Below are 14794 nucleotides of genomic sequence, written 5' to 3'. Positions count from 1 at the left end.
CGCTTATTTGTACACCTCACTCTTTAGCTAAGTAAAAAGTCACCCACGGTCAAATTGTAAATCAAGTGTTACATTTCAACCCTATGAATTAGATATACCTTAAGCATCGAACTGGGCAGGTTGAAAATACCTTCTACATTGAATTATGTCTCGAAGTCCGTGGAGACATAAAAAGAAAATGGAGTTCAACATGCATAAGAAACATTTAATTGCAGTCGCGGTCGCAACTGGACTTGCTTACTTCCCTGTTAACGCTAATGAATACCAAGCGAGTATGGTAAGTGTCCCACAATCTAAAGCCATCAAAGATACTTACATTGTTGTATTCAATACCCCAAGCATTCTTAATCTAAGTAATAACAACACCATAGCTGAATTCGCGACGAAACAAGCCGAGAGTTTAGTCAACCAATATGATGTCACTGTGATGAAAAACTTTGGCAATGTGCTCAATGGTGTACTCATCAAGGCCAGCGCCCAACAGATTAAAGCACTGCGTAAAGATCCAAATGTGAAATACATAGAACAAGATCAAATCATGTCAGTAACGCCTATGGTTGAAGCCAATGCCAATCAACCGAGTCCGACCTGGGGCATAGACAGAATCGATCAACGAAACTTGCCATTGGATAGTAACTATCACACGGATTTCGACGGCTCTGGTGTAACCGCCTTTGTGATCGATACTGGCGTGCTTAATACTCACAATGAGTTTGGTGGTCGCGCCAGCAGTGGCTATGATTTTGTGGATAATGATTACGATGCAACTGACTGTAACGGCCATGGTACCCATGTGGCAGGAACCGTTGGCGGCGCTACCTACGGTGTGGCTAAAAACGTCAATCTTGTGGGCGTCAGAGTACTCAACTGTTCAGGTTCAGGCAGTAACTCTGGCGTAATTGCAGGGATAAACTGGGTGAAAAACAATGCTTCCGGCCCCGCAGTCGCAAACATGAGTTTAGGAGGAGGCGCCTCCCAAGCAACTGATGATGCAGTCAATGCCGCAGTTGCCGCAGGGGTCACTTTCGTAGTGGCGGCGGGTAACGACAACAGCAGCGCTTGTAACTACTCACCCGCACGGGCGGTAAATGCCATCACGGTTGGTTCAACCACCAGTAACGATTCCCGCTCGAGTTTTTCTAACTTCGGAACTTGCCTTGATATCTATGCGCCTGGTTCGAGCATTACGTCCGCTTGGTATAACTCGAATTCAGCGACTAATACCATAAGTGGTACCTCAATGGCAGCGCCACATGTGGCAGGCGTTGCCGCATTATACTTAGATGAAAATCCAAATCTCTCTCCCGCACAGGTGACAAACTTACTTACGACGCGCGCCACGTCAAATAAAGTTACAGACGCGAAAACAGGTTCACCCAATAAATTACTCTTTTCACTCGCAGGCGATGATGGTGGCTGTGGCAATAATTGTCCCGTCGATGAAACACCACTGCAAAATAATGTGGGTGTCGCAATCAGTGGTGCCACAGGTTCTGCGACGTATTACTACATCGATGTCCCAGTCAATGCGGCAAGTTTAGGGATCAATCTAGCGGGTGGTTCTGGTGATGCGGATATTTATGTCAGCCAAGGGCAAAAACCGACGACAACAAGCTACCAATGCCGCCCCTATCAAAATGGCAACAACGAGAGCTGTAACTTCACGACACCTACGGCGGGTCGGTGGTATGTGATGGTGCAAGGCTATAATAATTACGCCAATGCCCAACTGACAGCCAGCTATAACCTGAATGGTGGCGGAAGCTGCACCGATGCAAACTGCTTAACCAATGGCGTACCTGTCACGAATTTAAGCGGGGCAACGGCAACAGAGAAACTGTACAAGATAGTGGTTCCAGCCAATAGCCAACTCAACATTGCCACCAGTGGCGGAACTGGAGATGTAGACCTGTATGTTAAAGCAGGCACTCCCCCAACGACCACCAGCTATGATTGCCGTCCCTATAAAAACGGGAACAATGAAAGCTGTTCGATTACCGTGACTCAAGCGGGAACTTACCATGTGATGTTACGCGCTTATTCGAGCTACTCGGGACTACAACTGAGTGCAAGCTACTAACTCATTGACCAAACCATACAATAAAGTTTAAATAAAAATAAGCCCACTAAGATAACAACTTAGCGGGCTTCTTTATGGAATTAGCAGTGTGTAGTCTCACTAAATAACGTTAAAAGCTTGGGGATTTGGCGAGAATAATTGTCGGTTTCGCTTCAATTTGCAGACGCTCAATCACAGCGGCAAGCTTTTCAACACTAAGACGAATTGGGGCTGGCATACTGGCAAATTCGATACTTAACAGCAGGTTTTTCACTTCAAGTCCTAATTCAGTATCACCTTGAATACTCAGCTTACGCTGGAAGAATAGCGTGTCGGGATCTTCCTTCGCCGCCGCCACTAACACTAGCTCAGCAGAGTTGGCACTAAAGGTCACCTGCGCATCGGTGAGCTCTCTGACTTGCCATTTTCCATTAAAACTGACTTCGAAGGCTAAGTTTATATCTTCCACTCGAATCGCGACCCATTTATCCGTCAAAAATCCAAGCTCATCGTCAGCAGCTTGCTCGGCAAGTAAGAGTTCAAGCAATTGGCTGATGGCTTTTGCTTTGAGGCTAAACGGCATCTTAGCAAGGGGAAAGCCAATGGCTTTTGGGGTGAACTCTAAAAGTTGCTGAGCAAATTTTGCGAAAAAAACAGCGGACATAGCGGGAACCCTACAAGAATAAAACATGATATATCCCAGTTTATCGGGATTTTATGATCTTAAACCTGTTTTAAATCAATTCATCGCCATTCAATCTTACCTACACTCAGCGGCTATCATTTTATCGGGAGCATCACTATGGAGCTGTTGTGTCCAGCAGGAAATCTGGCCTCGCTAAAGTCGGCATTACATGCCGGAGCCGACGCTGTGTATCTAGGGTTAAAAGACGACACCAACGCGCGCTCGTTTGCAGGATTAAACTTCACCCCCGCAAAATTGCAAGAAGCCACTGAGCTGACGCAAAAGCACGGCAAAAAAATCTTTTTGACCTTAAATACTTTTCCAAAGCCCGGTGAAGAGCATCGTTGGTATCAGGCTATCGATTTAGCGGCAAAACTGGGTATGGATGCATTAATTGTCGCCGATCTTTCTTTACTCGATTATGCCCATAGGCACTATCCAAACCTGTCACTGCATTTATCGGTGCAGGCCAGTGCAACCAATCTGGGTGCGCTGAGCTTTTATAAGGAAGCCTTTAACATCGCCCGAGTAGTATTGCCACGAGTGTTATCCATGAAACAAGTACGGGATCTTGCTAAAGTCAGCCCAGTGGATTTGGAAGTATTCGCCTTTGGTAGTCTGTGCATTATGGCCGAAGGGCGTTGCCAGCTGTCATCCTATGTAACGGGCCAATCGCCCAACACAGGTGGATCTTGTTCACCAGCAAAACACGTACGCTGGCAAGAAGAAGGACAGAACAGATTAACCCGGCTCAACGATGTGTTAATTGATAAATCAGCCCTCGACGAACAAATGGGTTATCCCGTGGTATGCAAAGGCCGTTACATCACAGCAGATCAAGATTCGCCGCAATATTTACTCGAATCACCAACCAGTTTGAATACCTTAAGCTTACTTCCAGAGCTAGCCAAGGCTGGCATAGTGTCGCTTAAAATCGAAGGACGTCAACGCAGCCCCGCCTATGTTGAACAAGTCACTCGAGTATGGCGTCAAGCCATAGACACCTATCTAAATAATCCAGCGCTTTACTCACAAAGCCAAAATCAACCCCATTGGGAACAAGCCCTAGCGAAAGTATCCGAGGGTCAGATCACTACGCTTGGCGCCTACGAGCGCGATTGGCAATAAAAGGTAAATAGAGAGCAAGATTGACAAAGGACACCTTATGAAGATTTCCCTAGGACCACTGTTGTATTGCTGGCAGAAACAGCAAGTCACTGATTTTTACCAGCAAGTCGCCGCCAGTCAAATTCCCTTAGTGTATTTAGGTGAGGCGGTTTGTAGCCGCAGACGCGAACTCAAGTGGGGCGATTATCTAGAGCTGGCGCAAATGCTCAAGCAGGCGGGTAAAGAAGTCGTGCTTTCAACGCTGGCCTTAATCGAAGCGCCATCTGAATATACTGAGCTCAAACGCCAGGTCGATAACGGTGAATTTATCGTCGAAGCAAACGATATGGCGGCAGTGTATCTTGCTAAAGAGCGTAAGTTACCCTTTGTCTGCGGCGCGAGTATCAATAACTACAATCGCGCTAGTTTAGACATTTTACAGCGGTTTGGAATGCAAAGATTTGTCATGCCAGTGGAGCTATCTAAGGCTTGGTTGCAACAAGTGATTCAAGAACAGCCATCATTTGAGGTGGAAGTGCTCGGCCACGGCTATTTACCACTCGCCCATTCGGCGCGCTGCTTTACCGCTAGACACAAACAGCTCACGAAAGATCATTGCGAAACGGTGTGCCGTGAATACAGTAAAGGACTACTCGCGCAAACCCAAGAGCAGCAGCCTTTACTCAGGCTCAATGGAATTCAAACCCAATCCGCTAGCTGTTTAGATTTACGCAGTGAAATAGCGGCAATGACACAGATGGGGGTCGATGTGTTTCGAGTATCACCCAGTAGTCTTGACTGCATCACTAAAGCCAATGCTTTGGTCGATACGATTCAAGCGACTAAAAATACTCAGGATTTTTCGATGAATAGCAATCTTGGTATAACCCAGTGCAACGGTTATTGGTTTGGTGAAGCGGGCCTTGCTGTGCATGTGAATCCATAGCCTAGAGCTGAAGATAAGTCTAAATTCAAAGATAACTCAGCCAATGATTTTGGGATCTTGGCTGAAGCTTAACTGGCTAAAAAGCAGCACACTTGTCCAGCACAATAAACTTCCCAGTCCAATCCATTCTAGTAGGGCTGGCCACCACAAAGTAGGACGCGGCAGTTGCAATACCATCTCCTGATAAAACGGTCTATCGCCTTCGGTCAAACCTAAATTGAGCTGTGGCGCATACAGAAACGTCAACATGCTACATAAGACTATTAACGCCAACAACCCAGTCCAACGGCCAAAGTTAGACTTGCCGAAACAGACCAAGGCTAAGTAGAAGATCGCACTCAAACTCCCCAGATAGAAAAACCATTTCAGCCCAAGAACATGCAAGTGATACACGTTCACCGGAAATAATCCCACGCTCGCTAAAGCCAGAAAAGTGAGAGCCAAACTGATAAAGAAAGGGTATCCCCAGCAAGAAGTCACCTGCTGCAAAGAAGACAAACAATAGAAAACGAGGCTTAAACTGCCAAAAAACAACCCACCGTTGAGAATGACAGCGAAAGACGAATGACCATAAGTCCCTAATTCACTTAGGGTATGATTCAAAAAATTGAAGCGATGGAATTCAGAATCATCGAACCCCAAAACAGTAATAACAATGCCAATTAAAAGCCCAAAGATCCCCAAAAAACCAAACTTAATGGCCAGTGTTGAGCCGCCTTTAATCGTAACCTTCTGTACTTTTGCGATCATGAATACTAGAGCTGGATGGGAGTAATACTAACTTACATGGAAATGAGAAGATTTAAAGCGGCGGGTATCCGCTTTATGAATAATATTTTTACTTTCATCGTTATTTGCGACTTTTTAGTCAATCACAAAAGCATCAAGATAATGGAGAAGGTCACTTTTAGAGATAGGTCGATTTAAAAGCTTATCGCATAAAAATGTGTCCTAGTGCCCAAGACTCCTTAACATTACCGCGATATGCACAACAGGTTCTCGTCAACGCTATATAGCCAGAGTTATCTCTATTGCACTTTCAAATCGAACAGAAAACCAGCCAACATGGCAGTAGCGCTAAAGTTGCTGATGTTTTTTGTGCAGAAATAACATCTAGATAGTTTCACACACATCAGTAAACAAGTAATTAACCAGTCGTTAACCAACCTAAGGTAATTGATGGTAAAACCATGTTTAATAATGCTTTTATAGTAATACAAGCCAATATAACCACTCTTAATTTATCGACAACTGAAGTAAAATAACTATGCTGTTTTGCTGCTTATATCAAACTAACTAGCGAATCGTTTTACATAGAGAAGCTAAGCGAGTAATCTTCCCCATTCTCGTTTTTGAGTTGAATTTAAATGCACCTTAATTAGCGTCGACAGCTTGTTACGTGCGGCTATTTATTCAAATTTACCATGTACGACTCGTACTTTAAGGTGTACAACATTGGCTACTGAAAATAAAAACCGAAACATTAAGACGATACTCACCTTTATCGTCCCTTCGCTGATTGGTCTGTTGTTATTTATGACCCCTATCAGCTACAACGATGCGATCACAATTCCTATCGCTATCATATCTAAAGCACTGCAAGGCGCATTAAGCGGTGTGCTAACCCTCATAGTGACTATTATTGTTGTGACTACGGCGCTGGCCTCTTTGCTGTCAAAAGTGTTTAAGCCCACATTTGTTAGCCAAAATCACTTCCTTAATGGTTTATTGAATGTCAGCCCTATGTGGTTGACGACTCGGATCTTAGGTGCAGTGTTTATCGTACTGACTTACTTAGGTTTAGGTCCAGAGATCATCAACTCCTCGAGCACTGGCGCATTAGTCTTAAACGACTTATTACCTGTGTTGTTCTCGGTATTTATCTTTGCAGGTATGTTACTGCCGCTGCTGCTGAACTTCGGCCTACTCGAGCTCTTTGGCACACTCTTAACGAAAGTCATGCGTCCCGTGTTCAATCTACCGGGTCGTAGCGCTATCGATTGTATGGCCTCATGGTTAGGTGATGGCAGTGTCGGTATTTTGCTGACCAGCAAACAATACGAAGCCCGTTTTTATACCCAGAGAGAAGCCGCAGTTATTGGTACAACCTTCTCGGCGGTATCGATTACCTTCAGCTTAGTGGTGATCTCACAAGTTAAGTTAGAGCATATGTTTGTGCCCTTTTATTTGACTGTGTGCCTCGCGGGTTTTGCCGCCGCTGTGATTGTGCCTAAGTTGCCACCATTATCGTGGAAGAAAGACAACTACATAGATGACACACCACGCATGCCAGATGATGAGCTGATCCCTGCAGGACATGGCGCCTTATCTTGGGGCTTTGATAAAGCCTTAGAAAAAGCCGCCAGTGCTGGTGGCATAAAAGCGGTCTTAAATGAAGGCATTAAAAACGTTGTCGATATGGTATTTGGCATTATCCCTGTGGTAATGGCCATTGGTACGCTGGCACTGATTATTGCCGAGCACACGCCCATATTTAACTATCTGGGTATGCCGTTTATTCCATTACTCGAATTACTGCATATTCCAGAAGCCACTGAAGCCTCTAAAACAATTGTGGTCGGTTTTGCGGATATGTTTATTCCGTCAATCCTTGCCAGCTCAATTGAATCAGATATGACCCGCTTTGTAATTGCAGCCTTATCTGTGACTCAGTTGATCTATATGAGTGAAGTCGGTGCACTGCTTATCGGCAGTAAAATTCCCGTCAACTTCGTTGAGCTTTTCGTGGTGTTTATTCTACGCACCTTAGTGACACTGCCTGTTATCGCAGGTGTAGCGCATTTATTGTTCTAACATTACGCTAGTTTGGGCCTAACGTAGGTTTTAATGTAAGTCCAACAAGCGTTCCAAAAAAGGGGAGTCAGATTAACTGACTCCCCTTTTTGTACTAACTCATACACGAACTGGCTGATTTGATTATACAGCGTGACTTAATCGTACAATCTCCACTCGACACCACACAACTCACTTTTGGACAAAAGCGTGTCAGGACGTCGACTGTATAAGGTGAATTTCGGATAAAAATTTCTATGGGTTAACGCCGAGTACAACGGCAGTTTGTAAGTTGTAGTTTTGTGGATTACTTTTGCGCAGCAAAACCACAAAGCTGCGGCTTACAAACTGTCCAGTGCACGAAGTGCGCGGGTTGTTACGCATTGTTATGTGCTTTTACTGTACTAGTTCATCACCAGCTACCAACGTGTAGCCATAACTAGTGGCACCAATGACTTTTACACCTTCAATATTTGCGCCATGGAACTCAGCAGATTCAATGGCAGCACCTTCAAATGAGGCGCCACTAAGATTGGCATTCTTAAAATTGGCACACTTAACATTACATTCACGAAAGCTAACGCCACGTAAGCTTGCATTCTCAAAATTGCAGTCAGAAAACCAAGAATGTATTTCAAAAGAAGCCCCATCCAACGTTATTCCTGATAGATCCAACTCAGAGAGATCGCACTCAGGAAAATATCTTTCTCCGTTCGCGTATCGGCTTTCCAATTCTTCTCTACTAGATGGCGCTTGATATTTATCCATTGCTGTTGCTCGCATACATAACGTTTGGTTAAGGGGCCGCGGAACGCGGTCCCGAGTGAGCGAAGCGAGCGACTTGAACCAGTTGTTAGCTTTCTCACTGGAAGTCACCGCGAGCTTTTAAAACACCACTTTGCTTTAGACGAAACAGCTCATCAACATAATTTCCGTATACAGCAATAGCTTTTTTGCCTTCAACTCTGTAGTAAGGTGCAGGAAATGCCTTTGCTATGCGGTCTTTTGCGATATCAGATATGTCGTAAAAAATTGGTTCGTTAAACTCAATTCTTACAGGCTTAATCGGCGTGTTTTTATTGTAGCTGTGCTCATAATCATATGATGCGTAGGTGCCAGCCCACTTGCCACTCTTGTCTTTGTATAGAGGTGAGAACTGATATTTTGAGTGAAAATATTGGCCGTTGTGCATTTCTACGTACAAGAGTACATGTTCATATAAAGAAAATTGTGGGGTGCCGTAGTGATCGTAAGCAGTAAATTCGATGCGATTTCCTTTGTACGTCCCCCTGTACGGTTCCAGTATTTCGTACGTTGCCAAGAATTGGCCGTCTAGGGATATTTCGCCATCCTTCGGAGGTACAGTCTCTAGGCTGATCTTTTTACCAATAAAAACGAAGTACTTACTATTTTCTTGCTCAGAAAAGGCTGGAAAAGAAAGTAATAAAAATATTAGTGTTAATGCTGCTCTCACGGTATTTCCTTGGAAGCTAACATTTTATTAGTGCGCATGCGCGTTTACCTTATTAGACCAGTAAAAACGCGCATCATTAACTGCTTGTATTGCAAAGAACTTATCAGCTTTTTATCTAATACACCATCCGGAAAAACGCGCATGCGCGTTTTCCAAACCTATTAACTAATTTTGGAAAAGTATATGCAAATGATTTTAAAGGGTTTTATAAATTTTAGGCTGGATAAACGCGCAAACTAATGAGTGCAAAAACACTCAAAAGCATCTAAATTTAAATACGACTGTATACCCATACATTGTTAGTCGCTGTGCGGTAGGGCCATACATTAGGTAAATAGATAAGATTTTGTAGGGCAATTCATTCGTCAGTTTGCGACTCACCAAATGAATGCTAGCAAGCTTTGGGGCAGAAGTAAGTTAAACCAACCTATCGGATCTAATTGCATCCTGATGTGAATCTTGCAGGTTCAGTCCAGGCTAATTCACCTTTTGTCATCTGCATGTCATCTAAACTTCATCATTCGGTCAAAGCCCCCCACTAAGCTCATATTCGTTAACAGCCTAATGGGGTGAATACGAGATGACAGGATTTAATTTCAGGAAACTTGAGAGGTCTACGCGGGAAGAGATAAATGACCCCAGCCTTTCCCCTCCCATCTTTAATCGCTCAACACAAACGCCAACATTAGCACCAACATCCTCAAATCAATTCAATTGTGCCGCTATTACCCCATCCGCATTAACTTCAGACCAGACGGCATCACCCCAGACAGCAAGCATCACAGTTAACGCCCTCTGGTTGTCAGATATCCATTTAGGCTGTAAGGATTGCAAGGCTGACTACCTGCTCAGCTTGCTTGAAACCGTGCGTTGTCAGCACTTGTATCTGGTCGGTGACATAGTCGATTTATGGGCGTTGAAACGTAAGCTGCACTGGCCCGATAGCCACAATAAAGTACTGCAAAAATTCATTGAACTGGCACAAAACGGCATCCAAGTGATTTATCTGCCGGGCAACCACGACGAACTGATTAAACCCTACGCCGAGCTAAGCCTGTGGAATATTAAAATTGCCCGCCAACATATTCACCACGGAATTGGCGGCCATAAACTCTTGATGCTCCACGGGGATCAGTTTGATGCCGATGTGTGTGTCGGCCGTTTCTACGCCATATTGGGCGACCATTTATATGACCTATTATTGTTCCTCAATCGCAATCTCCATAGCTTGCGGGAACGCTTAGGTTACCCCTATTGGTCACTGGCAAGTTATATCAAGTCCAAAGTGGGCAAGGCTCAAGCCGCTATTGGACATTACCGTCAAGCGGTACTCAACTATGCCCAGCACTTTGATGTTGACGGTGTGATCTGCGGTCATATCCATCAGCCCGAACTCTCGACTCACCCCAGAGCAGCCCAATATTACTCACCACTCAGTCCCCTTGAAAAGAGGCAGATCATCTACGCCAACGACGGTGACTGGGTCGAAAACTGCAGTTTAATCACAGAAACCTTAAGCGGCGAATTACAACTTTGCCGCTGGAACGAGCAAACGCTCAAGCTCGATATTCTCAACAGTATAGCGCTGGTACAACAGCCGCCTGAGACGCACAAAGACAAGCAACAAAAAACGGCAGCGCAGCAAATGCCAAACATAAATACCGGCGAAACTCGCCCAAGGGATGTTGCCTAACACTATGAATCAATTACATAACGCTATGGAATACAATGAAAAAACGCTAAACAGCAACCTTAGCCACAAAAAGCATGCTGTGCCGTTTAAGGCGAATAACATGATTTTTACCGTTGATAATGTGGTTGAACAAAATCTACCAGCGATCAATGACAAACCTTGGCTCGCTAAACCTGCCAAGGCCATGCTGCGTTACCTACTCAATGAAAAACAGTGCAACGATATCGCCAATCAATATACCTATTTACAGGGCGTAGACTTTGTCGAACAAATGCTAGCGAGTTTTGACTTTAGCTTTACCGTGCCCGCCAACGAGATAGAAAACATTCCCTGTGAAGGGCGAGTGGTCATATTCGCGAACCACCCAATAGGTTCACTCGATGCATTAGCGCTCATCAAACTCATCAGTGAAGTTCGCCCTGATATTAAAGTCGTCGCGAATGAACTCTTGATGGCGCTGGAGCCGCTGCACTCAATTCTACTGCCAGTGCGCAATATGACTGGTGGCACACCGAAACAACATTTAGAAAAAATCCACCAGCACCTGCGTAACGAAGGCGCAGTGCTGATTTTTCCGTCGGGCGAAGTCTCGCGTCTGCGTCCTAACGGCGTGCGTGATACCCAATGGCACTCAGGCTTTTTAAAGATGGCAATTTCCTGCAATGCGCCCCTACTGCCAATATTTTTAGATGCCAAAAACTCTGCCACTTTCTACGGCGCATCTATGATTTACAAGCCACTCGCGACACTGCTGCTAGTGAAGGAAATGTTCAAGCAGGCTAAACGTAATATGCCGATCCGCATTGGCGAGCTCATTCCCAATGAAGCCGTACGCTCAATGGACTTTCCACTCAAGACCAAGATAAAACTGCTTAAAAATCACTTGTATCGTATTGGCAAAGATAAAGATCCACTGTTTATCACCCAGAGCGCTATCGCCCACCCAGAATCGCGCCGTGAACTGCAAGCGGCACTGCAACAATGTGAACTTCTAGGGGAAACGCAAGATAACAAGTTGATTTATCTGTACCAACACCACGACAGTAATCCCATCATGCGGGAAATCGGCCGCCTGAGGGAAATCGCCTTTCGCGCCGTAGGCGAAGGTTCGGGCAAGCGCCGCGATATCGATAAATACGATTCCTACTACCAACACTTAGTGTTGTGGGATAAAGAGCAGTTTGAAATTATCGGCGCCTATCGTTTTGCCAGTGGTGAGCAAGTCTTAGCAAAATATGGCGACAACGCACTCTACAGCCAATCCCTATTCCAATACGCCGACAGCTTTTTGCCCTTTGTGAAGCAAGGGTTAGAACTCGGTCGCAGCTTTGTGCAGCCTAAATATTGGGGTAAACGCAGTTTAGATTATCTGTGGTTTGGCATTGGGGCTTATCTCGCCAAGCATCCTGAATATCGTTATCTATTTGGCCCAGTGTCCATCAGTAATCAACTGCCTGGAAGTGCTAGGGAAATGCTAGTGCACTTCTATGCGCGGGAATTTGCACCTGCACAGCAGATGGCAGTTTCCATGTCGCCCTTTGGCTTATCTAAATCCCAAAAAGCTAAGTTAGATGACTTGTATTTCTCCGAGGATTATCAGAGTAACTTTAAGCAACTCAAACAAGTGCTCGCGAGTATGGGGGCGGCCGTACCTACGCTCTACAAACAATATGGTGAACTGTGTAAAGCGGATGGGGTTAAGTTTCTCGCCTTTGGTATCGACGCCGACTTTGGCGATTGTATCGATGGCTTAGTGCTGGTGGACACCCACAAACTGAAAGGCAAAAAGTATCAACGCTACATAGGCGCACACTTGCCCGAATCGGAGCGGATGCCAATCACAGCGGATGATGAGCCAGAGGTCCAAGATCTTTGAGTTAAAACTTTGTAATGGGTGTTGGCTAAACTTGCACCACTCTGTTATAAGTAACTGTAATGCAGCGCATTAACAGAGCGCATCCTAGGATGCGCAAGCATAACAGGGGATCATCATGCCGATCATTATCGCCGATATTATGAGTACCCGAGTCGTCACGGTTGAAATGGACGATCGATTAACTGTGGCGAAGGAAATCTTCGACCAAGCGAGCTTTCATCACTTGTTGGTCGTCGATGAGTACCAACTTGAAGGCGTGTTATCGGAGCGGGATCTATTGCGCGCGATTAGCCCGAACTTGGGCAGTAGCGCGGAAACCGCAAGAGACTTAGAAACCCTACAAAAACGTGTACATCAAGTGATGACGCGTAATCCGGTTACCGTCGCACCTCACATCAATTTAGACACGGCCACCCGCATGTTATTAGATAACAATATAGGCTGCTTACCCGTGTTAGAGGACGGTAAATTGGTTGGAATTGTTACTTGGAAAGACTTATTACGTGCCTATTGTGAGTACAGAGCACAAAATCAAAGCGAGTGCTAATCCTAAGACTGCACTCGCTTCTGTTCTCAATAACTAAGTTCAAATCACTCAGTTTGCCTAACTTAAATCGCCCAACCACCCATATAAAACACCACTAAACCTAAGGTGATGGCAAGCACGCCTAACTTCAGTTTACGCCATTCGCCACTGCAAATACGGCCTACCACCAGTGTCACAAAACCCAGCATAATACCGGTAACGATATTACAGCTTAAGATGATAAACACAGCGCAGGTTAAGCCCGACATGGCATCAACTTTATCGTCAAAGTCGAGTTTCGCCACATTACTCAGCATCAACAAACCCACATACATCAAAGCAGGCGCTGTCGCATAGGCTGGCACTAAATAGCTTAATGGCGCTAAAAACATCATCAATAAAAACAGTACGCCAACTATGGTAGCCGTTAAACCTGTCTTACCGCCCGCTGCAGTACCCGCCGCCGACTCGATATACACAGCCGCTGGTGCACCGCCGACTAAACCTGCCACCATACTGCTGACTGAGTCTGAGGTTAAGGCTTTACCACCGCCGACAATATTGTCGTCTTTATCGAGTAAATTTGCTTGCCCAGCCACCGCACGAATAGTGCCGGTCGCATCGAAAATCGCCGTCATCACTAACGCTAATACGATAGGCAATACCACAGGATTAAAGGCACCCATAATATCGAGCTGTCCAATCAGTGAATGCTCTGAGGTAAAATCAGGTAAAGCGAACAAACCTTGGTATTTAACGCTCGGATCGAACACTAAACCAAATACCGATAGCGCGATAATCACCAACAAAATACCACCAGGTACACCCCGGCGCTCTAAACCAATTGTCGCCGCTAAACCTATAACGGTAGCGATAACAGGTAAGCTGTTAATGTCACCTAACTTCACCGGTAAGCCTGCGCTATTGGCCACAATCAACTGCACACTGTTAGTCGCAATCAAAAGTAAAAACAAGCCGATACCTATGCCTGTACCGTGGGCTATGCCCTTTGGTAAATTCGCAAGCACCCACTGGCGAATACCTGTCACACTCACAAGCGTGAACGTCACGCCCATTAGGAAAATCGCGCCTAAGGTGACTGGAATCGACATTCCCTGACCTAGGACTAAGCTAAACGCAGTAAAGGCCGTGAGCGAAATCGCGCAGCCAATCGCCATAGGTAAGTTAGCCCATAAACCCATGAGCAAAGAACCAAATGAAGCAATTAAACAGGTGGCGATAAACACGGCGCCGGGATCAAATCCCGCTTGGCCTAACATGTTAGGCACCACAATCACTGAGTAGACCATGGCGAGGAAGGTTGTGAATCCCGCAATCACTTCTTGGCGAACTGTGCTACCACGTTGTTGAATAGAAAAATAACGGTCCAGAAACGAACCAGAGGATACGGCTGTTGAACTCAATTGCTCAGACATAATATTGTTATACCTTGTGATCTCTTAAAATGGGGTCGGTACCAATTACCCTAAAACGCAATTGGCGACGCTGGCTGCGGCAGATTAGAGCCCCAAATCCATCAGACTTGGGTGAGAGATCCACATCATTTTCCTACTGTGGGAAAAATCCATGATCTGCAAGCAGTGATGCCTCGCGATGATTAAAAAGCCATTAACC

The 14794-nt window shown here is 45.3% G+C and carries 12 protein-coding genes; 7 read left to right on the top strand and 5 right to left on the bottom strand.

Annotated elements, in window-relative coordinates; translation table 11 throughout:
- Positions 1-190 precede the first annotated feature (190 nt).
- Positions 191-2080, top strand: a complete 1890-nt coding sequence (locus L5M11_RS02355) for a S8 family peptidase (protein WP_263186065.1) — start codon at positions 191-193, stop codon at positions 2078-2080.
- Between the two features lie 109 nt (positions 2081-2189).
- On the opposite strand, the gene L5M11_RS02350 is transcribed toward L5M11_RS02355, so the two are convergent.
- Positions 2190-2723: an SCP2 domain-containing protein gene (locus tag L5M11_RS02350; protein WP_219234640.1), complete on the bottom strand. Its 534-nt coding sequence runs from the start codon at positions 2721-2723 to the stop codon at positions 2190-2192.
- A 138-nt stretch (positions 2724-2861) separates the two neighbouring features.
- Between L5M11_RS02350 and L5M11_RS02345 the strand changes: the two genes are divergently transcribed.
- Entirely contained in the window at positions 2862-3872 is a 1011-nt protein-coding gene (locus tag L5M11_RS02345; RefSeq protein WP_263186064.1) for a peptidase U32 family protein, read from the top strand.
- Between the two features lie 37 nt (positions 3873-3909).
- On the top strand, positions 3910-4797 hold the full coding sequence (locus L5M11_RS02340; RefSeq protein WP_263191251.1) for a U32 family peptidase: 888 nt from the start codon (positions 3910-3912) through the stop codon (positions 4795-4797).
- A gap of 36 nt (positions 4798-4833) precedes the next feature.
- On the opposite strand, the gene L5M11_RS02335 is transcribed toward L5M11_RS02340, so the two are convergent.
- Entirely contained in the window at positions 4834-5547 is a 714-nt protein-coding gene (locus L5M11_RS02335; protein WP_028761881.1) for a hypothetical protein, read from the bottom strand.
- 705 nt (positions 5548-6252) lie between these two features.
- Here L5M11_RS02335 and L5M11_RS02330 point away from each other — a divergent pair.
- Positions 6253-7611 (top strand): YjiH family protein, encoded by a 1359-nt coding sequence (locus L5M11_RS02330; protein WP_131523258.1) that lies wholly within the window; start codon positions 6253-6255, stop codon positions 7609-7611.
- A gap of 375 nt (positions 7612-7986) precedes the next feature.
- On the opposite strand, the gene L5M11_RS02325 is transcribed toward L5M11_RS02330, so the two are convergent.
- Positions 7987-8358 carry a pentapeptide repeat-containing protein gene (locus L5M11_RS02325; protein ID WP_263186061.1) on the bottom strand — a complete coding sequence of 124 codons (372 nt, stop codon included), beginning with the start codon at positions 8356-8358 and terminating at the stop codon, positions 7987-7989.
- Positions 8359-8452: 94 nt separating this feature from the next.
- Positions 8453-9064, bottom strand: a complete 612-nt coding sequence (locus L5M11_RS02320) for a hypothetical protein (RefSeq protein WP_263186058.1) — start codon at positions 9062-9064, stop codon at positions 8453-8455.
- 580 nt (positions 9065-9644) lie between these two features.
- On the opposite strand from L5M11_RS02320, the gene L5M11_RS02315 reads away from it, so the two are divergent.
- The 3 genes from L5M11_RS02315 to L5M11_RS02305 all read left to right on the top strand — a co-directional run bounded on the left by L5M11_RS02315 (position 9645) and on the right by L5M11_RS02305 (position 13180).
- Positions 9645-10757, top strand: coding sequence for a UDP-2,3-diacylglucosamine diphosphatase (locus tag L5M11_RS02315; protein ID WP_263185648.1), 1113 nt, complete (start codon positions 9645-9647; stop codon positions 10755-10757).
- Positions 10747-12633, top strand: coding sequence for a lysophospholipid acyltransferase family protein (locus L5M11_RS02310; protein ID WP_263185647.1), 1887 nt, complete (start codon positions 10747-10749; stop codon positions 12631-12633). The genes L5M11_RS02315 and L5M11_RS02310 overlap by 11 nt, the downstream gene beginning before the upstream one ends.
- A gap of 115 nt (positions 12634-12748) precedes the next feature.
- Complete coding sequence (locus L5M11_RS02305) at positions 12749-13180, top strand: CBS domain-containing protein (protein ID WP_113939315.1); 432 nt, start codon at positions 12749-12751, stop codon at positions 13178-13180.
- Positions 13181-13242: 62 nt separating this feature from the next.
- Here L5M11_RS02305 and L5M11_RS02300 read toward each other — a convergent pair whose 3' ends face one another.
- Complete coding sequence (locus L5M11_RS02300; protein ID WP_105251716.1) at positions 13243-14595, bottom strand: NCS2 family permease; 1353 nt, start codon at positions 14593-14595, stop codon at positions 13243-13245.
- Between the last annotated feature and the right edge of the window lie 199 nt (positions 14596-14794).

Origin of the sequence: Shewanella sp. SM87 (assembly GCF_025653705.1) — a bacterium.
GTDB lineage: Bacteria > Pseudomonadota > Gammaproteobacteria > Enterobacterales > Shewanellaceae > Shewanella > Shewanella oncorhynchi.
Note: the sequence above shows the minus strand (reverse complement) of the source record. Positions and strands in the feature narration are given on the sequence as shown.